General features: G+C 71.1%; 17 protein-coding genes. 5 read left to right on the plus strand and 12 right to left on the minus strand.

The genetic code is table 11. From position 1 onward, the window contains the following. Position 1: 1 nt before the first annotated feature. The 7 genes from ACGFZQ_RS02390 to ACGFZQ_RS02420 form a co-directional block, all read right to left on the minus strand. Positions 2–898 (minus strand): carbohydrate ABC transporter permease, encoded by an 897-nt coding sequence (locus ACGFZQ_RS02390; protein WP_393838798.1) that lies wholly within the window; start codon positions 896–898, stop codon positions 2–4. 2 nt (positions 899–900) lie between these two features. Beyond that, positions 901–1,842 carry a sugar ABC transporter permease gene (locus ACGFZQ_RS02395; protein ID WP_351735240.1) on the minus strand — a complete coding sequence of 314 codons (942 nt, stop codon included), beginning with the start codon at positions 1,840–1,842 and terminating at the stop codon, positions 901–903. 2 nt (positions 1,843–1,844) lie between these two features. Next, positions 1,845–3,188, minus strand: coding sequence for an ABC transporter substrate-binding protein (locus ACGFZQ_RS02400; RefSeq protein ID WP_393838799.1), 1,344 nt, complete (start codon positions 3,186–3,188; stop codon positions 1,845–1,847). Positions 3,189–3,293: 105 nt separating this feature from the next. Then, complete coding sequence (locus ACGFZQ_RS02405; RefSeq protein WP_351735244.1) at positions 3,294–4,505, minus strand: ROK family transcriptional regulator; 1,212 nt, start codon at positions 4,503–4,505, stop codon at positions 3,294–3,296. 237 nt (positions 4,506–4,742) lie between these two features. Continuing rightward, positions 4,743–5,576: a hypothetical protein gene (locus ACGFZQ_RS02410; protein ID WP_393838800.1), complete on the minus strand. Its 834-nt coding sequence runs from the start codon at positions 5,574–5,576 to the stop codon at positions 4,743–4,745. Between the two features lie 186 nt (positions 5,577–5,762). Further along, the gene (locus ACGFZQ_RS02415) at positions 5,763–6,383 is read right to left on the minus strand and encodes a Uma2 family endonuclease (RefSeq protein WP_393838801.1); all 621 of its coding nucleotides are present in this window, start codon (positions 6,381–6,383) and stop codon (positions 5,763–5,765) included. Positions 6,384–6,516: 133 nt separating this feature from the next. Continuing rightward, positions 6,517–7,620, minus strand: coding sequence for a mechanosensitive ion channel family protein (locus tag ACGFZQ_RS02420; protein WP_393838802.1), 1,104 nt, complete (start codon positions 7,618–7,620; stop codon positions 6,517–6,519). A 349-nt stretch (positions 7,621–7,969) separates the two neighbouring features. On the opposite strand from ACGFZQ_RS02420, the gene ACGFZQ_RS02425 reads away from it, so the two are divergent. Continuing rightward, positions 7,970–8,506, plus strand: coding sequence for an HNH endonuclease (locus ACGFZQ_RS02425; protein ID WP_393838803.1), 537 nt, complete (start codon positions 7,970–7,972; stop codon positions 8,504–8,506). Positions 8,507–8,597: 91 nt separating this feature from the next. Here the strand turns inward: ACGFZQ_RS02425 and ACGFZQ_RS02430 are convergent, their stop codons facing one another. The 3 genes from ACGFZQ_RS02430 to ACGFZQ_RS02440 are packed head-to-tail and all read right to left on the minus strand — an operon-like array spanning position 8,598 to position 11,196. Beyond that, complete coding sequence (locus tag ACGFZQ_RS02430; protein WP_393838804.1) at positions 8,598–9,971, minus strand: FtsX-like permease family protein; 1,374 nt, start codon at positions 9,969–9,971, stop codon at positions 8,598–8,600. After that, positions 9,968–10,666, minus strand: coding sequence for an ABC transporter ATP-binding protein (locus tag ACGFZQ_RS02435; protein WP_393838805.1), 699 nt, complete (start codon positions 10,664–10,666; stop codon positions 9,968–9,970). Before ACGFZQ_RS02435 ends, ACGFZQ_RS02430 begins: the two co-directional genes overlap by 4 nt. Then, on the minus strand, positions 10,663–11,196 hold the full coding sequence (locus tag ACGFZQ_RS02440) for a PadR family transcriptional regulator (protein WP_351735256.1): 534 nt from the start codon (positions 11,194–11,196) through the stop codon (positions 10,663–10,665). Before ACGFZQ_RS02440 ends, ACGFZQ_RS02435 begins: the two co-directional genes overlap by 4 nt. 219 nt (positions 11,197–11,415) lie before the next feature. Here ACGFZQ_RS02440 and ACGFZQ_RS02445 point away from each other — a divergent pair, with 219 nt between their 5' ends. Further along, positions 11,416–11,625 (plus strand): hypothetical protein, encoded by a 210-nt coding sequence (locus tag ACGFZQ_RS02445; protein ID WP_393838806.1) that lies wholly within the window; start codon positions 11,416–11,418, stop codon positions 11,623–11,625. Beyond that, positions 11,626–13,716 carry a 4-alpha-glucanotransferase gene (malQ, locus tag ACGFZQ_RS02450; protein ID WP_393838807.1) on the plus strand — a complete coding sequence of 697 codons (2,091 nt, stop codon included), beginning with the start codon at positions 11,626–11,628 and terminating at the stop codon, positions 13,714–13,716. A gap of 69 nt (positions 13,717–13,785) precedes the next feature. On the opposite strand, the gene ACGFZQ_RS02455 is transcribed toward malQ, so the two are convergent. Beyond that, on the minus strand, positions 13,786–14,199 hold the full coding sequence (locus tag ACGFZQ_RS02455) for a hypothetical protein (RefSeq protein WP_393838808.1): 414 nt from the start codon (positions 14,197–14,199) through the stop codon (positions 13,786–13,788). 446 nt (positions 14,200–14,645) lie between these two features. Here ACGFZQ_RS02455 and ACGFZQ_RS02460 point away from each other — a divergent pair, with 446 nt between their 5' ends. Next, positions 14,646–14,912: a hypothetical protein gene (locus ACGFZQ_RS02460; RefSeq protein WP_351690994.1), complete on the plus strand. Its 267-nt coding sequence runs from the start codon at positions 14,646–14,648 to the stop codon at positions 14,910–14,912. 89 nt (positions 14,913–15,001) lie between these two features. On the opposite strand, the gene ACGFZQ_RS02465 is transcribed toward ACGFZQ_RS02460, so the two are convergent. Beyond that, positions 15,002–15,601, minus strand: a complete 600-nt coding sequence (locus ACGFZQ_RS02465; RefSeq protein WP_393838809.1) for a TetR family transcriptional regulator — start codon at positions 15,599–15,601, stop codon at positions 15,002–15,004. Positions 15,602–15,729: 128 nt separating this feature from the next. Between ACGFZQ_RS02465 and ACGFZQ_RS02470 the strand changes: the two genes are divergently transcribed. Then, on the plus strand, positions 15,730–17,172 hold the full coding sequence (locus ACGFZQ_RS02470) for an FAD-dependent monooxygenase (RefSeq protein WP_393838810.1): 1,443 nt from the start codon (positions 15,730–15,732) through the stop codon (positions 17,170–17,172). The last annotated feature ends 22 nt before the right edge of the window (positions 17,173–17,194 follow it).

The following is a 17,194-nucleotide window of genomic DNA, read 5'->3' on the forward strand; positions in this document are numbered from 1 at the left end:
GTTAACCCTTCACTCCGGTGAGCGTGACGCCCTCGACGAACGCCTTCTGGGCGAAGAAGAACACGAGGATCACGGGGGCCATGACCAGTACGGTCGCGGCCATGGTGAGGTTCCAGTCGGTGTGGTGCATGCCCTTGAACGACTCCAGGCCGTAGGACAGCGTCCAGGCGCCCGGGTTCTCCGAGGCGTAGATCTGGGGGCCGAAGTAGTCGTTCCAGGCGTAGAAGAACTGGAAGAGCGCGACGGCGGCGATGCCCGGTTTCGCCATCGGGACCACCACCCGCAGCAGGGTCCGCAGATCCCCGCAGCCGTCCACCTTCGCCGCGTCCAGGTACTCGTTCGGGATCGTCATCAGGAACTGCCGCAGCAGGAAGATGGAGAACGCGTCGCCGAACGCCATCGGCACGATCAGCGGCCACAGGGTGCCGGACAGGCCCAGCTGCTTCGCCCAGAACAGGTACATCGGGATGATGACCACCTGCGGTGGCAGCATCATCATCGAGATCACCAGCATCAGCGAGAGATTGCGGCCCCGGAAGCGGAACTTCGCGAGCGCGTACGCCACCGGCAGCGAGGAGACGACGGTCAGGACGGTGCCCAGACCGGCGTAGAACAGCGTGTTCCTCCACCAGGTCAGGAAGCCGGGGGTGTCGAAGACCTTGCGGTAGTTGCCCCACTCCCAGGTGTGCGGGATCAGGTCTCGGCTGAGCGCCTGGCTGTCGCTCATCAGCGAGGTCAGGAAGACGAACACGAAGGGGAGGGTGAAGAAGAGGGCGGCGGCGACACCGAGGGAGTGGACCGCCACCCAGTTCAGCAACGCCTTGCGGCGGGCGGTGCGTTCGGCCGCCGTCATCGGCTGCGGGATCACGTCCACCGGCCGGTCCAGTACCTGGGCCATGTTCAGTCACCTGCCTGGATGAGACCGCCCCGGCGCCGCATCAGGAACGCGGTGAACACCATGGACAGGACGAAGAGGACGAGGGCGACGACACACGCGGAGCCGTAGTCGAAGCGCTGGAAACCGAGGTTGTAGACGAGCTGGGGCAGGGTGAGGGTCGACTTCTCCGGATAACCGGGCTCGAACTGCGTACCCGCGCCCTGGATGACACCCGAGGCGACCTTCCCGGCGATGAGCGGCTGGGTGTAGTACTGCATCGTCTGGATGACGCCCGTGACGACCGCGAACATCACGATCGGCGAGATGTTCGGCAGCGTCACGAACCGGAAGCGCTGCCACGCCGACGCGCCGTCCAGCTCCGCCGCCTCGTACTGCTCCGTCGGCACGTCGAGCAGCGCGGCCATGAAGATGACCATCAGGTCGCCGATGCCCCACAGCGCCAGCAGGGTCAGCGCCGGCTTGGACCAGGTGGGGTCGTTGAACCAGCCCGGGGCCGGGATGCCGATCTTCTCCAGGATCGAGTTGACCGGGCCCGTACCGGGGTTGAGGAGGAAGGCGAAGGCCATGGTGGCCGCGACCGGCGGGGCCAGGTAGGGCAGATAGAAGAGGGTGCGGAAGACACCCGTACCCGTCTTGATCTTCGTGATGAGCATGCCGACGCCGAGGCCGAAGACGACCCGGAGCGAGACCATCACGACCACGAGCCACAGGGTGTTGCGCATCGCGGGCCAGAAGTAGGGATAGTGCTCGAAGACGTAGGTCCAGTTCTTCGTGCCGCTCCACGTCGGCGGTTTGAAACCGTCGTAGTGCATGAACGAGAAGTAGACCGTCGAGATCAGCGGATACGCGAAGAAGACCGCGAAGCCGATCAGCCAGGGCGACATGAAGGCGGCCGTCCGAAGCGCCGACCGGCGGCGCTTCGACGCCAGTGTGATCGTGCTCATCGCTACTTCGCCTGCGCGATGTCCGTGTCGATCTGCGCGGCGGCCTGCTTCAGGCCCGCCTTCAGGTCGGTGACCTTGCCGCTCTCGTAGTCGTAGCCGAGCTGCTGGATCGTCACCAGGTACACACCGCCGTTGACGGAGGCCGGTGCCGTCGTGGAGTCCGGGTTCGCGGCGATGTCCAGGAACGTCTTGAACCGCGGGTCGTACTTCAGTTTCGGCGACTTCAGGGCGGCCAGCGTGGACGGCACGTTGTGGATGGCGTTGGAGAAGTTCACCACCGCGTCCGTGTCGGTGCTGATGTACTTCACGAACTCCCAGGCCGCGTTCTGCTTCTTGCTGGTGGCGGCGATACCGGCGATGGTGCCGGTGATGTAGCCCTTGCCGTACTGGGCGGCCTGGTCGTCGGGGACCGGCATCGGGGCGACGCCTATGTCGAACTTCGGCTTGGCGTCCAGGGCCATGCCGAGCCGCCACTCACCGTCGAGCTGCATGGCGACCTGGCCGGTCTGGAAGGGGTGCTTGGGGCCCCACTCGTCGCCGAGCGTGGCCCGGAACGTCTCCAGCTTCTTGTAGCCGCCGAGCGTGTCGACGAGGTCCTTCTGGAGCGTGAAGGACTTCTCGAAGGCCGGGTCCTTGGCGACGTTCGACTTGCCCTTGCTGTCGAAGTACGTCGGCGAGAACTGGCCGAGGTAGTGCTCGGTCGTGGTCTCCCAGCCGTGGTAGTCCGGCATGAAACCGAGCTGCTTGTAGCTGTCGCCCTGGGTGATCGTCAGTTTCTTGGCGTCGGCCTCGAATTCGGACCAGGTCTTCGGCGGGCTGGTGATGCCGGCCTTCTTGAACGCCGTCTTGTTGTAGTAGAGCCCGTACGCGTCCCCGAGCAGCGGCACCGAGCAGCGGTTGCCGTCGAACTGGGTGTACTCGTTCATCGCCTTCGGGAACGTCGTCTGAGGGTCGACGCCCGACTTCTTGAAGAAGGGGTTGAGGTCGACCAGCGCACCCGAGTCGCAGAACTTGCCCACGCTGTTGGTGGTGAAGGACGAGATGACGTCCGGGGCCTTGTCGCCGCCGGTGCGCAGTGCCTGGTTCATCTTGTCGTCGGTCATGTTGCCGACGACGTTGACGTGGATGTTGGGGTGCGCCTTCTCGAAGCCGGCGATCAGCGTGTTGACGGCCTTGACCTCGCTCGGCGCGCTCCAGGCGTGCCAGAAGTTGATGGTGGTGTTCCCGGAGGCGTCGTCGGTGGCGCCGGAGGAGGACTGGCCGGTACAGGCGGTGAGAAGGGCGAGCGAACCGGTCAGGGCGGTCAGGGCAAAAGCCGTCTTTCGGGCAGCGCAGGGTATGGGCATGGCAGGGTCTCCCAAGGGCGGGCGGTGTGGGAAGGGGCCGGTGCGGGGGGCTGAAGGGGGCCGGTGCGGGGGGCGAGAGGGGGCGGTGCGGGGGCTGGTGGCGGGTCAGCGCGAGGTGTCGAAGACCTCGTCGCGGGCGGTCGCGAGCGCGCTCTCCAGCGCGCCGCGCAACACGGGGTGTTCCTGGACGTCGCCGACGACGAGCCGCGGCCGGGCGGCCGCCAGCTCCTCCAGCTCGGCCTGGACCAGGGCGCGCAGCACCTCGCCGCCGGAGGTCAGGACGGTGCCGCTGAGGACGACGAGTTCGGGGTCGAGGACGGAGACGAGGGAGGCGAGACCGGTGGCGACCCGGGTCGCGTAGGTCCGCAGGAGTTCGTGGTGCGGGCCGCTGCCGTGGTCGGCGGCGCGGGCGACGAGCGCGGCGGCCACCTCGGAGTGCGACCCGGTCGGCAGGTCCCCGATGCCGAGCGCGCCGGCCAGCCTGGACAGTGACTGCGCACCGGCGAGTTCCTGGTAACCGCCGCTGTTGGCCTTGATGACCTGGCGGACCAGCGGGGTGCCCGGCACCGGCAGGAAGCCGACCTCGCCGGCGCCGCCGGTCCAGCCGCGGTGCAGCCGGCCGCCGAGGACCAGGGCGGCGCCGAGGCCCTCCTCGTTCCACAGCAGCACGAAGTCGCCGTGGCCGCGGGCCGCGCCGAGCCGCTGTTCGGCGATGGCGACGAGGTTGACGTCGTTCTCGTACTCGACCGGCATCGGCAGCGCGGCGGCGAGGTCGTCGAGCAGCGCGGGGGAGTGCCAGCCGGGCAGGTGCGAGGCGTAGCGCAGCCGGCCGGTGTTGGGGTCGAAGGCGCCGGGTGTGCCGATGACCAGCCGGCGGACGTCGTCCCGGGCCAGCCCGGCCGCCTTCACGGCACCGTCGAGGGCGTCGGTGACCTGCCGTACGACGGACTGGGCCGACCGCCGCCCCGGGGTGGGCAGTTCGTACTCGCCGACGGTACGGCCGGTGACGTCGGCGACGGCGGCCAGGATCCGGGCCGGGTTGACGTCGAGGCCGGCGGCGTAGGCGGCGGCCGGATTCACCGCGTACAGCTGGGCGTTGGGGCCCGGCCGGCCCTCGCTGGTGCCGGTCGCCAGCACCAGCCCGGCCGCCTCCAGGCGGGCCAGCAGCTGGGAGGCGGTCGGCTTGGAGAGGCCGGTGAGCTTGCCGATCCGGGTCCGCGACAGCGGGCCGTGCTCCAGCAGCAGGTCCAGTGCGGCGCGGTCGTTCATGGCGCGGAGTACGCGCGGGGTGCCCGGCGTACCGGCGGTTCCTGCCATGCGGTTCGACACCTGCCTTTCCAGCCGCTCAGTTTCCCAGCGATCTGGGTGATCGGTCCACCCGGTCACCCGTTGATCACTGTTAGGAAAGTTTCCTGTTGGCTGGAAAACGTAGGGCGCCGGAAGGAGAGCGTCAAGAGCCCGCAGGCGCGGCAACCCACTCGTTACCTGGGCTCGGACACACGAAGGGCCCGTCCGGAAGACCGGACGGGCCCTGTGGGGAAGCGACCGCAGGTGCTAGTTGACCTTGATGAAGTCACCCGTGGCCGTCGCCGCCGCGGTGGTCGTCGTACCGGCGAAGACGTAGCGGTAGTAGCCGCTCTTCGACGCCTTCACCGTGGTGGACAGGGCGCCGCCGGTGCCGGAGGTGATGCCCTTGACGTTCGTGTACGTCTTGGCGCCCTCGGCGCGGAACTGCAGGACGGCCTTCTGCCCCTGGTAGCCCTTGTACGCGGCCGTGTCCCAGTCCGCCCGGGTCAGCTTGCCCTTGACGGTGATCGTCTTGCCCTTGGCCACCGGCTCCGGGGAGGCGTCGGCGGTCAGCTTGGCGGCGCGCTGCACCTGCGCCGTGCCGAGGTTGCCCCAGATCGCGGTGCCCGAGCTGGAGCTGAGGAAGTCGTCCGAGACGGTGCCGTCGACGTAGCTGTAGAAGCCGCCGGCCTTCCAGGTGGTGGCGTCGGCGGCCTCGAACAGGCTGTCCTCCGGGTCGATGACGATCTTCTCGGAGCAGCTCGCGGTGACGGTCGTGTCCGTCGTCGCCGTCGTCGTGCAGGTGGGCAGGTCGTCGGGACCGACGATGTTGCCCACCGACTTCAGGGTGCCGCGGTAGAGGATCACGCCGGCGAACGACGAGTCGCCGTCCACGTTCACGTCCACGGGCCGGGTCAGGGTGTACGTCACCGGCACGCTCACCGACTTGGTGGTGCCGACCACGATCGCCTTGCCGTTGTTCACCTTGATGCCGGTGAACTTCAGGTCGGGCGTGCTCGGGGCCGCGGAGGCGGCGGGCGCCGCGAGACCGGCCAGGGCCAGGGCGCCGGACAGGGCGGCGCCTATGGCGAGCTTTCTCATGTATCCCCACATTCGCAACGGGTCCCCGGGCGACTTCGCGCTCCAGAACAAGGACCCGTGGTGGAGTGACCCTAGATCACCGTGTGACGCGGGGAGGATGCGGGGGACCTGTGAAGAACATCTGAATCCGGCCGGGGCTTCGCGGGCTGGGTACCGAGGTCGGGCCGCCGAGCCGAGGGCGGCCGCTCAGTCGCCGCGGAAGGGACCCGTGTCGAGGGTGGGGTAGGGCGCCGGGAGGGGGAGCGGGTCGCCGAGACTCACCTTCTCGTCGGTCTTGTAGTAGGCCTCGGTGGGATCGTCGCCGGGGAGGACGGGGTCGGTGTAGCAGTGGGCGGTCTTTGTGTGGCGGTCGACGAGGACGTAGACCGGGATGCCGACTGCGGCATACGTGGCCAGCTTGGCGCCGGTGTCGACCGCGTGATTGGTTGACGTGACCTCGCCGACCAGGGCGATCATGTCGATGGGGTACCAGCCTTTGTGGGCTTTGCGGTAGGCCTCGTCGAGTTCCGTCGGGGCGCGTCGCAGCACGTAGAAGTCCGGGATCACGAGGGCCATGGTGCTGCCGTCCTGGTGCGCGCCCCGATAGCCGTTGCCCATGCCGGCCAAGTCGAGCCCCGCCGTGAAGAACTGGACGGCGAGCTTGAAGGCGCCGGAATTGTGCTGGTTGTTCGGTTGCGGCGGCACGATGACCGTCCCCTCGACGTACTCGGGTCGAATCGGCGCTACCGACGCCTCCTCGATCGCGATCAACAGATCGATGGGGTCCTGCTCCGTCATGACCGTCTCCATGATCGGTTCGGCGCTCATCCCTGGTTCTCCTCACGCTGCTGCCAGGCTAAGCCCGCGCCGGGCGCCCCGGCAGAACGATGGGGCACCCCGCACGTCGTGAGACGCCGGAATGCCCCATCGTTCACTCGAACGAGTGTGCTGAACCGTTCCGCTACTTCCCCGCCGTCGGCGGCCGCTGCGCAGCGATCGGTGTCGTGGCCGCCACCTGCGGGGAGTCCGCGTTGGCGAACGCCGACGGTGCCGCCACGGCCGCCGTCGGGTCCGGAGCCTCGTCCTCCGAGAGTGCGATGGGGGCGCCGCCGACCATGCTGATGTCCGCCTCGTCGAAGGCCCGCTTGATCCGCCAGCGCAGCTCGCGCTCCACGGTCAGTGCCTTGCCCGGCATGGTCTTGGCGGAGAGGCGGACCACCATCGAGTCGATGAGGACGGAGTCCAGGCCGAGGATCTGGATCGGGCCCCACAGCAGCTCGTTCCAGGGCTCCTCCTTGGCCATCTTCTCGGCGACGCCGTCCAGGGTGGCCCGCATCCGGTCCAGGTCCTCGCTGGTCCGGACGGTGACGTCGACGCCGGCCGTGGCCCAGCCCTGCGAGAGGTTGCCGATGCGCTTGATCTCGCCGTTGCGGACGTACCAGATCTCGCCGTTGTCGCCGCGCAGCTTGGTCACCCGCAGGCCGACCTCGACCACCTCGCCGGAGGCGACCCCCGCGTCGATCGAGTCACCGACGCCGTACTGGTCCTCCAGGATCATGAAGACGCCGGACAGGAAGTCCGTGACCAGGTTGCGGGCGCCGAAACCGATCGCCACACCGGCCACACCGGCCGACGCCAGCAGCGGCGCCAGGTTGATCTGGAACGCGGACAGCACCGTCAGCGCGGCCGTGCCCAGGATCACGAAGCTCGCCACCGACCGCAGCACGGACCCGATCGCCTGCGAGCGCTGCCGCCGCCGCTCGGCGTTGACCAGCAGCCCGCCGAGGGTGGTGCCCTCCGCCGACTCGACCGTCCGGTTCATCCGGTCGATGAGCTTGGTTATCGCCCGCAGCACGACCCTTCTGAGGACCACCGCGATCACCAGGATCAGCAGCACCTTCAGGCCTATCGCCAGCCAGGTCGACCAGTTCTGCTCGACCCAGCTCGCGGCGTTCGTGGCGCTCTCCTGGGCGTCCTGGAGCGTGGGCACCGCCGGGGTGGCCGACCCCGAGGGGGTCGGCGACGGCGACGCACCGGCGGCCAGTAGGACGGCGGGCAAGGACACGGCGGGTACCTCCAGGCGGTGCGGTACTGCCCTCCGGCACGGCGTTCAAGGTCACGTACGGCGTTCAAGGTCACGAAAAGGTCACCGGACGGGCAGGATCACCACACTAACGGGGCATTGCGTGTGCGCCCGACCGATACGAGAAGGAGAGACCGTGCTCACTTCGCGCGCCTCCCGGTTGAACAGGCTCGCTTGAAAAGGGGGGTATCCGGGGGATGAATGCGGTGTGGTCGAAAACACTCCCAGGCCGTTACGCGGACATGGTGGCGCGTCCACCAGGCAAGAGGGGAGACTGACCACAGATCGTCCCGGCGCGAGCCACGCGCCGCCGACGCCCAAGGAGGCCCCCGTGCCGCATGTCCTGGTCCTCAACGCGTCGTACGAGCCGCTCGGCGTCGTACCGCTCCGCCGCGCGCTCGTCCTCGTCCTGGAGAACAAGGCAGTCGCCTTGGAGGAATCCGGCGCCTATATGCACAGCGCAACCGTCACAGTCCCCGCACCCAGCGTGGTCCGGCTCAAGCGATTCGTCCGGGTTCCCTACCGAGGGCCCGTTCCGCTCACCCGAAGGGCGCTCTTCGCGCGCGACGGGGGCCGGTGCATGTACTGCGGTGGCGTCGCAACCAGCGTCGACCACGTCATCCCGCGCAGTCGCGGGGGTCAGCACGTCTGGGACAACGTGGTCGCGTCGTGCCGTCGCTGCAACCACGTCAAGGCCGACCGCCATCTCTTCGAGATCGGCTGGCGGCTGCGGCACAAACCAGCCCCACCCACCGGCCTGGCCTGGCGCATCATCGGGACCGGCCATAGGGACCCGCGCTGGCTGCCCTACTTGCAGCCGTACGGCGCGGAAGACGCCATGGCCCGGATCGACGGCATCTCCGCCTGACGATCCGGGCCTTCGCATACCCGGGCGCCCCCCGTGTGCTCCGGCCTCCGGGGGTCCCCCGTGCCCCCGGAGGCCGGACACTCGTCCGGCGTCATGCGTAGCGCAGCTCCGCCGGATGTACCGAGCGGTGCAACAGCGGGAGCGCGGTGGCCGCCGCCAGCAGACACGCGCCGTAGACCGCGAGCGGAACCAGCAGGGCCGTGTACGGCACGGCCGGCAAGGTGTACCCCGTGACGGCGGAGGCGTACCAGACGCCGATCGCCATGCCGCCCGTGCCCGCCACCAGGACCGCCGGGGCCAGCGGCAGCGCGGTCTCCAGGAGCAGCGCCCGGCCCAGCACCCCGCGAGGCACTCCGGCGGCGGCCTGCGCGGCCAGGCCCCGGCGCCGGGTGGCCAGCGACTCGGCGGTGCCGACGGCGAGAGCGGACAGGACGATCGCCAGGCCGACGAGGATCGCGGCAGCAGTGAGGTCCAGACCCGTCGTGTAGTACGTGAGGTCCGTGCCGAGCCGGCCCGCCCGGTCCATGGCGTGCAGATCCGCGAGCAGCACCTGCCGCACTCCCACGAACCCCGTGCCCACGACCGTCACCAGCAGGACGGCCGCGTGCGTGCGGGCCGCCGCCCACGGGTCGTCGCGCAGCCGTTCCGCCGCGATCAGCACCGCGGGACTCCCGGTGCGGGCGGCGAGCGCCGCGCCCAGCCGCCGGGACGACCAGCCCGCCAGCCACACCGCCGAGGCACCGACCAGCAGACACACCGCGAAGACCGTGACCGGACCGAGGGCGAACTCGACGAGCGGGAACGAGAAGGGAGCGCCGGCGAACGCGGTCAGCGCGACCAGCACCGCCAGCACGGCCAGCAGTCCGGTCGCCACCTGGAACGCCCGCCCCGGAGCCCTGGCCGGCCGCACCCGTCGGAGCCGGCCCAGCGGCGAGGCCACCACCCGGCGCAGCGCCAGGGCGCTCACGGCCGCGCCCAGCACCGGCACCAGCACGGCCACCACGGTGATGTCGACCCAGGCCAGGGGATCGGGACGGTCCCACAGACGCAGCAGGGTCAGCACGGAGAACACGGTGGCCACGGCCGAACCGGCCAGGCAGGCCAGCCCCGACTCCAGCGCCGCGATCCGCCGCACCTGCGCGGGCGTGGCCCCCGCCAGCCGCAGCGCGGCCAGCCGCCGGTCCCGGTGCACCGCGCCGACCCGCGCGCACTGCGCGAGGAACCCCAGCACCGGGATGAAGAGCAGCATCAGCGCGGTGATCACTCCGTTGCGGGTTCCGGGCTGGTCGAGCAGCCCGGCACCGACCGACACGCTGTACTGCGCGTCCATCGGGACGAGGACCGCGATCACCAGCCCGATGCCGGTCGCCAGCGCCGCCCCGATCGCCGTCAGCGTGACCCGCCACCACTCCCGCCGGTCCGACCCCCGGGTGAGCAGCAGCGCCAGTCGCAGATCGGCCCTCACGCCGCCACCGCCACCGGCGCCACGGTCCCGTCGCTCAGCCGCACCTCGCGGTCCGCGTACGCCGCGACCTGGGCGTCGTGAGTGATCAGCAGCACGGCCGTGCCCGACTCGCGGGCCGTGTGCACCAGCGACGTCATCACCTGCTCGCTCGCCAGCGAGTCCAGCGCCCCCGTCGGCTCGTCCGCGAAGACCACCTTCGGGCCGGTCACCAGCGCTCGTGCCAGGGCGGTCCGCTGCGCCTGGCCGCCGCTCATCTCGCCCGGCCGCAGCTCCTCCTGTCCGCGCACCCCGAACCGCTCCAGCCACTCGCCGGCCCGCGCCCGGGCCTCGGTGCGGGCCGCTCCGGCCAGCATCAGCGGCAGCGCCACGTTGTCGAGGGCGGTCAGTTCCGGGATCAGCTGCCCGAACTGGAAGACCACGCCGAAGTCGGAGCGCCGCAGCTCGCTCAGCCGCTTCTCCGGCAGCTGGTCCAGCCGCAGCCCGTCGTAGGCCACCGAGCCCGCGTCCGGTCGCACGATCCCCGCCAGACAGTGCAGCAGCGTGGACTTGCCGCTGCCGCTGGCCCCCGTCACGGCGAGGACCTCGCCGGCGCGCAGCTCGACGGAGGCGCCGCGCAGTGCCTCTGTCCTGCCGTGCGCCTTGACGAGGTCCCGGGCCGCCAGAAGCGGCACCGAGGAGTCCCCCTTGTTGCTCATGCTGCGTCGACCTCCGCGGTCAGAGTGGTCAGCCGGGCCGCCGTGGTGTTCATCCAGCGGAGGTCGGCATCGAGGTGGTTGAGGGCGTAGTCCGCCGAGAGTACGGTCGCCAGATCGGCGCCCCGGGCCGTCTTCACGGCCGTGAGCTCCCGCATCCGCTCCATGTGCGCGGCGCGCTGGGCGCTCAGATAGGCGGCCGGATCGCCACCGGCCAGGATCGAGACGACGACCTTGGCGAAGATCTCGTTCGCCACGAAGGGCGCGGGCGGCGCGATCTCCCCGGCCCAGCGGGCCAGTTCACGTGCCCCGTCGTCCGTCGACCGGTACAGCGTCCGCTCCGGCCCCCCGTCGGCGTCCGTCCCTTCGAGCTCGGCGAGACCGTCACGGACCAGGCGTTGCAGGGTCGTGTACACCTGCCCGTAGGCCAGCGGACGGGCCTGCGGAAAGCGTTCGTCGTGGCGCCGCTTGAGGTCGTAGCCATGACTCGGCCCTGCCTCCAGCAGCCCCAGAAGGATGTGCCGGGTGCTCATGGGGACCAGTATGCACTGGATACATGTACTGAGTGAATAGTGATCACTGAAAATCCGTCCCGAAGGCCTGGGCGGGGTTCATCGCGTCCCTCGATCACCCGGACGCGGTCGGCTCGCGGGCCGGGACCCGGCCGTCACGCGTGCCCTCGCGACGATGGGGTAGGGCTCCTCTCACCCGGCAACCGCCGCCGTACCCGACGTCATGACGAGGAGGCCACCGTGGCCGCAACGGTTCACCATCCGAGCCCGGCCCAGTTCAAACCCCCGGTGGAGACCGAGGAGGAGTCCCGTCTGTGTGTGTTCAGCGCCGAGGCCGTCTGCGCGGAGGCGCCGCTGACCAGTGAGCCGCCGCTGCCCGACGCCGAGCCCCTCACCAGCGAACCGCCGCTCGCGGACGCGGCCCCGCTGACCAGTGAGCCGGGGTTGTAGATGAGCGAAGCCCTGGACCGGGGACTGTGCCGGCTGGCCGAGCTGCACGGCGTCGCCACCTCCTACAGCCCGTCCCCGGACCGTACGGTCGCGGCCTCCGCCGGCGCCGTGATCGCCGCGCTGGCCGCCCTGGGCGTCGACGCGAGCGGCCCGGAGGCCGTCCGCACCGCCCTCGCCGACCGGGAGCGGGACCTCGCCGAACGGCTGCTGCCGCCGACGCTCGTCCACTGGGCCGGCTCCGGCGACCCCGCCCTCGACCTGCCCGCCGGCACCCGGCTGGAGGTAAGGACGGAGGACGGGGAGACCCGGGACGGCGTACGGGGCCTGCCGACGGGCGTCCACCTGCTGACCGCCGCCGCGCCCGACGGCCGTACCGCCCGCGCCCACCTGATCGTCGCCCCCGACCGGCTGCCCACCCCCGCCGGCCGCTCGTACGGACTCCTCGTCCAGCTGTACTCGCTCCTGTCCCGCCGCTCCTGGGGCATGGGCGACCTCGGTGACCTCGCCGAACTGGCCGACTGGGCCGGACGCACCGCCGGGGCCGGATTCATCCAGGTCAACCCGTTGCACGCGGCCGTGCCCGGCCCCCCGACCGACCCCTCCCCGTACCGCCCCTCCTCCCGCCGTTTCCCCGACCCGGTGCATCTGCGGCTGGAGTCCGTCCCCGAGTACGTCCCGGACCCCGCGCTCGCCGAACGCGCCGGACACCTGCGCGCCGCCGTCCTCGACCAGGACGCCCACATCGACCGGGACGCGGTCTGGGAGCTGAAGCGGGAGGCGCTGGAGGCGCTCGCCGCCGTACCGCTCGCCCCCGCCCGGCAGGCCGCCTACGACGCCTTCCGCGCCGAACAGGGGCAGGCCCTGGAGGACCACGCCACCTGGTACGCGCTCGCCGAGCGGCACGGCTCCGACTGGCACCGGTGGCCCGAGGCCCTGCGCGGCCCCCGCTCACCGGAGACCGCCCGGGCCCGCGCCGGACTGCGCGACCGGGTCGCCTTCCACTCCCGGCTCGCCTGGCTCACCGACACCCAGCTCACCGCCGCCCAGCACACCGCCCGCGACGCCGGGATGCCGGTCGGGATCGTGCACGACCTCGCCGTCGGCGTGCACCCCGCGGGCGCGGACGCCTGGGCGCAGCGAGCGTTCTTCGCCGCCGGGATGTCCGTCGGCGCCCCGCCCGACGCCTTCAACGCCCGTGGCCAGGACTGGGGCCTGCCACCCTGGCGCCCCGACCGCCTCGCCGCCTCCGGCCACGCCCCCTACCGCCAGCTGCTGCGCGCCCTCTTCCGCTACGCCGGCGCCCTGCGCATCGACCACGTGATGGGCCTGTTCCGGCTGTGGTGGGTGCCGGAGGGCCGGCCGCCCACGGAGGGCACCTACGTCCGCTACGACGCCGAGGCCATGCTGGCCCTGCTGGCCCTGGAGGCGACCCGGGCGGGAGCGGTGGTGATCGGGGAGGACCTGGGCACCGTGGAGCCGGGGGTACGCGAGACGCTCCAGCGGCACGGGGTGCTCGGTACGTCGGTGCTCTGGTTCGAACGGGACTGGGACGGCGACGGCCGCCCGCTCCCCCCGGAGCGCTGGCGCGCCGACTGCCTCGCCACCGCCACCACCCACGACCTGCCGTCCACCGCCGCCCGCCTCACCGGCGAGCACGCCGAACTCCGCGACCGGCTGGGCCTGTTGACCCGCCCGGTGGCCGAGGAGCGGGCCGACGCGGCGGCCGACACGGCGGAGTGGCTGGCCCTGCTGACCAGGCTGGGGCTGCTGGCCGTGTCCGACGCCGGTGACGAGGAGGCCGAGATCCAGGCCGTCCACCGCTTCCTGCTCCGCACTCCGGCCCGCATGATCGGCGTCTGGCTCCCCGACACGGTCGGCGACCGCCGCCCGCAGAACCTCCCCGGCACCTGGGACCAGTACCCGAACTGGCGCCTCCCGATCGCCGACGCCACGGGCCGCCCGGTGACCCTGGAGGAGCTGATGGAATCAGGAAGGGTCCGGGCACTCCTGGAGGTACTCCGGTCGGACAACCCGCCCGACCAGGAGGAGGACGGCCGCGCGGTGCCTCTGCCCAGCCCGTCGGGGGCGTGAGACCGGCGGCCTGGCCGGTGCGCCTTTGGTTCGCCGGCCGTTCGGTGACGATGCTGCTCAGCCGCGACCTCAGCCCGTTCGGCGCATGCCCGCATGCCCGAGAAAGGTCACCAGGTCTGTGTCGGAGACTCCGCCGACCCCTTGGGGCCGCCGATTGCTCAGAGCCGAGAGAAGGACGGGATCACGGTTCAGGGCACGCGTCGCGTCGAGGTTCAGCACGGCGGGGAACTCCCACCGGAACCCGTCGGGGTCATTGTCGATCTCGTACGGTTCGCGCTCCACTTCGGCCATGGCGCAGACCTGGCCAAGGGGGAGCTTGAAGTACACCCAGAGGCGGTCACCGGGCTCGATGTGACGCTTTGCTCTGAGTCCCCAGAACGACGTGCGCCCTGCCTCGGCGAGTCTCAGGTAGCGGTCCGGCGTGGGCGGCACCCCATCCCTGTCTGCCGTCCTCGGGTCGATCGGATACAGCCATTCCCGCATCGTGCCGCCGTCCTCTCCCGCCAGGCTCCACGCATATTGAACCGCGCGCAGGCACGAGTGCGCCCCCGACTGCGCGCCTTGCTCGCACAGCCAGAGGCGTAGGCCCGTTCCGTCTGGGGAGGAGGGACGGGAGTCGAGCAGTGACGCATGGGCACGTCTACGGGGACGTCTGGGCGTTGCTCTCGCGGTACGGGTTGCCTTCTGCCGGGGTAACGCGCCAGAGGGTTTCCGCCGTAGCCTTGAACTGGCGATGCGTCGGATTCAGGCCCGTGTGTTTCAGTGCCCAGACCTCAACTGGCAGCGTGCGGAGGACATGCCCGCCAACCGGCACTCGGCAAAGACGAACCAGGCGGCAGCTCCTCCCGGGAGGGTCACCGCAGCGTGCGGCGTCGCGTACAGGTACCCCGGACGCGCGCCCCTCAAGTCGGCCCGCTAACTTTGGCAACGTGGACAAGAAGAACGCCCTGCGCGCCGGCGCCCTGGCTGCCGGTACGACGCTGATGATGCTGCTCATGTCGTCCCCTGCCCTCGCGCTCACGCGTGACGACGGCGACGACCCCGGCAAGGGCCTGAGCGTCATCGAGACGCTGGCTCTCTACGTCCTGATCCCGCTCGTGCTGTTCGCGGTCATCGCGGGCCTGGTCATGGTGCTGGACAAGTCCAAGATCCGGGTCACCAAGCCGGGCACGACGAAGGCCAAGGCGAAGGCCTGACCTCCGCTTCTCCACCGAGGGCGCCGGCCGCCCTCCCTACGTGCCACGACAGGACGTACGGGAGCTGACCGGCGCCCTCGGCGCGTCGCTCAGGGGCTCGGCGCGGTCAGATACCGCTGCAGGGTCGGCCCGAGCCACGCCAGGATCTCCTCCGGCGCCAGCGCCACCACCGGCGGCAGCCGCAGCACATAACGGGTGAGGGCGAGCCCCATCAGCTGCGCGGCGCACAGCCCCGCCCGTGTCTGCACCTGCTCGGGGTCGGGGCACACCCGCTGGGCCACCGGTACCACCTGCTCCCGGAAGATGCCCTGCAGCCGCTCGGCCCCCGCCTTGTTGGTGATGCCGACCCGCAGCACCGCGGTGAGCTCCTCGTTCGTCTCCCAGACGGTCAGGAAGTGGGCCACCAGCGCCCGCCCGACCTCGGTGCGCGGCAGGTGGGACACGTCGGGCATCCGCAGATCGAGCGCGACGGCCGCCGCGAACAGGCCGTCCTTGTTGCCGAAGTAGCGCATGACCATGGACGGGTCGATATGCGCGTCCCTGGCGATGGCGCGGATGGTGGCCCGCTCGTAGCCGTCGGTGGCGAAGCGCTCGCGAGCCGCGGCCAGGATGGCGGAGCGGCTGGCGTCGGAGCGGCGTGCCGCCGAGCCGTTCGTGGGCTCTGTGTTTCTACTGGGGGTGCCGGTCATGCCAACGAGCGTAGGCCAACATCTGTGGGCCAACAAGCGTTGACTATTGGACCGGCGAGCCTTAGTTTAGTCAACGAGCGTTGGCCAACATCTGTAGGCCAACAAGTGTAGGCATTCAGGAGGCCCCCATGAACGGCCCGACCGCCGCCCCCGAAACCTCCCGCGTGATCGTCGTCGGCTCCGGTCCCACCGGCCTGCTCCTGGCCGGTGACCTCGCCGTCGCAGGAGTCCCGGTTACCCTCCTGGAGAAGCGGCCCCACCAGACCAGCAATCTCTCCCGCGCCTTCGTCCTGCACGCCCGTGCCCTGGAGCAGCTCGACGCCCGTGCCGTCGCCGACGACCTGGAGGCCGTCGGCCGGCCGCTCACCCGGCTCAACCTCTTCGGCGGGCTCACCCTCGACCTCGGCGGCCTCCCCTCCCGTTTCCCGCATGTGCTGGTGCTCCCGCAGTACGAGGTGGAGAAGGTGCTGGAGCGCCGCGCGGTCGAGGCGGGCGTCGACTTCCGCTACGAGTCCGAGGTGACGGGACTGGCGCAGGACGCCGACGGGGTCACCGTGCACGTCAAGGGCGCCGAGGACCTGAGCGCCGCGTACGTCGTCGGCACCGACGGCATGCGCAGTGCCGTGCGGGAGGCGGTCGGGCTGCCGTTCCCGGGACGGTCGGCCATCCGGTCCGTCGTCCTCGCCGACGTGCTGCTCGACGAGAAGCCCGGGACGCTGATCACGGCCGCCGCGGTCGGCGACGCGTTCGCGTTCCTCGCGCCCTTCGGCGACGGCTACTACCGGGTCATCTGCTGGCACCGCGGCCGCGACGTCCCCGACGACGAGCCGGTCGACCTCGACGAGGTCAGGGAGGTCACCCGGCTGGCCCTGGGCCGGGACTTCGGGATGCACGAGGCCCGCTGGATGTCCCGCTTCCACAGCGACGAGCGGCAGGCGCCCGCCTACCGGGTGGGCCGGGTCTTCCTGGCCGGCGACGCGGCGCATGTGCACACCCCGGCCGGCGGCCAGGGAATGAACACCGGTCTGCAGGACGCGGCCAACCTGAGCTGGAAGCTCACCGCCGTCCTGCACGGCCACGCCACCCCCGATCTGCTCGACACCTACCAGGCCGAACGCCACCCCGTCGGCAGGTCGGTCCTGCGCAGCAGCGGCGCGATCGTCCGGCTCGCGATGGCCAAGGGCTGGCAGCTGCCGGTGCGGGCCGCGCTCATCACGGCCGTCGGCCGGCTCGCCCCCGTCCGCCGCAGGGTCATGGGCCAGATCACCGGCGTCGGCTACCGGTACCCGGCCCCGAGGGGTGCCCACCCCTTCACCGGCGCCCGGGTCCCCGACCTCGCCCTGGCCGGTGGCGGCCGTCTCTACGAGGCCCTGCGCGGCGGCCGGTTCGTCCTGGTCACCCCGGGTCCGTACGACGCGGGCGAGGGGCGCGCGGACCGGCTGGCCGTGGCGCGCTGGGCGAGCGACCGCGGTACGACACTGCTGGTGCGCCCCGACGGATACGCGGCCTGGGCGGCGGAGGGCGCCCGGGGCGCGGACATCGAGTCGGCGCTGGCCGCGCACGTCGGCTGAGCGGATCCCACCGGCGGCGGAC

Origin of the sequence: Streptomyces sp. NPDC048254 (genome assembly GCF_043201895.1) — a bacterium.
Classification (GTDB): Bacteria; Actinomycetota; Actinomycetes; order Streptomycetales; family Streptomycetaceae; genus Streptomyces.

Excerpts from the sequence above, each read along its gene's own strand:
- ACGFZQ_RS02465 (WP_393838809.1), bottom strand. The coding sequence starts at position 15,601 with ATGACCGGCACCCCCAGTAGAAACACAGAGCCCACGAACGGCTCGGCG.
- ACGFZQ_RS02440 (WP_351735256.1), bottom strand. The coding sequence starts at position 11,196 with ATGAGCACCCGGCACATCCTTCTGGGGCTGCTGGAGGCAGGGCCGAGT.
- malQ (WP_393838807.1), top strand. The coding sequence starts at position 11,626 with ATGAGCGAAGCCCTGGACCGGGGACTGTGCCGGCTGGCCGAGCTGCAC.
- ACGFZQ_RS02435 (WP_393838805.1), bottom strand. The coding sequence starts at position 10,666 with ATGAGCAACAAGGGGGACTCCTCGGTGCCGCTTCTGGCGGCCCGGGAC.
- ACGFZQ_RS02470 (WP_393838810.1), top strand. The coding sequence starts at position 15,730 with ATGAACGGCCCGACCGCCGCCCCCGAAACCTCCCGCGTGATCGTCGTC.
- ACGFZQ_RS02395 (WP_351735240.1), bottom strand. The coding sequence starts at position 1,842 with ATGAGCACGATCACACTGGCGTCGAAGCGCCGCCGGTCGGCGCTTCGG.
- ACGFZQ_RS02405 (WP_351735244.1), bottom strand. The coding sequence starts at position 4,505 with ATGGCAGGAACCGCCGGTACGCCGGGCACCCCGCGCGTACTCCGCGCC.
- ACGFZQ_RS02415 (WP_393838801.1), bottom strand. The coding sequence starts at position 6,383 with ATGAGCGCCGAACCGATCATGGAGACGGTCATGACGGAGCAGGACCCC.
- ACGFZQ_RS02390 (WP_393838798.1), bottom strand. The coding sequence starts at position 898 with ATGGCCCAGGTACTGGACCGGCCGGTGGACGTGATCCCGCAGCCGATG.
- ACGFZQ_RS02455 (WP_393838808.1), bottom strand. The coding sequence starts at position 14,199 with ATGCGGGAATGGCTGTATCCGATCGACCCGAGGACGGCAGACAGGGAT.
- ACGFZQ_RS02410 (WP_393838800.1), bottom strand. The coding sequence starts at position 5,576 with ATGAGAAAGCTCGCCATAGGCGCCGCCCTGTCCGGCGCCCTGGCCCTG.
- ACGFZQ_RS02400 (WP_393838799.1), bottom strand. The coding sequence starts at position 3,188 with ATGCCCATACCCTGCGCTGCCCGAAAGACGGCTTTTGCCCTGACCGCC.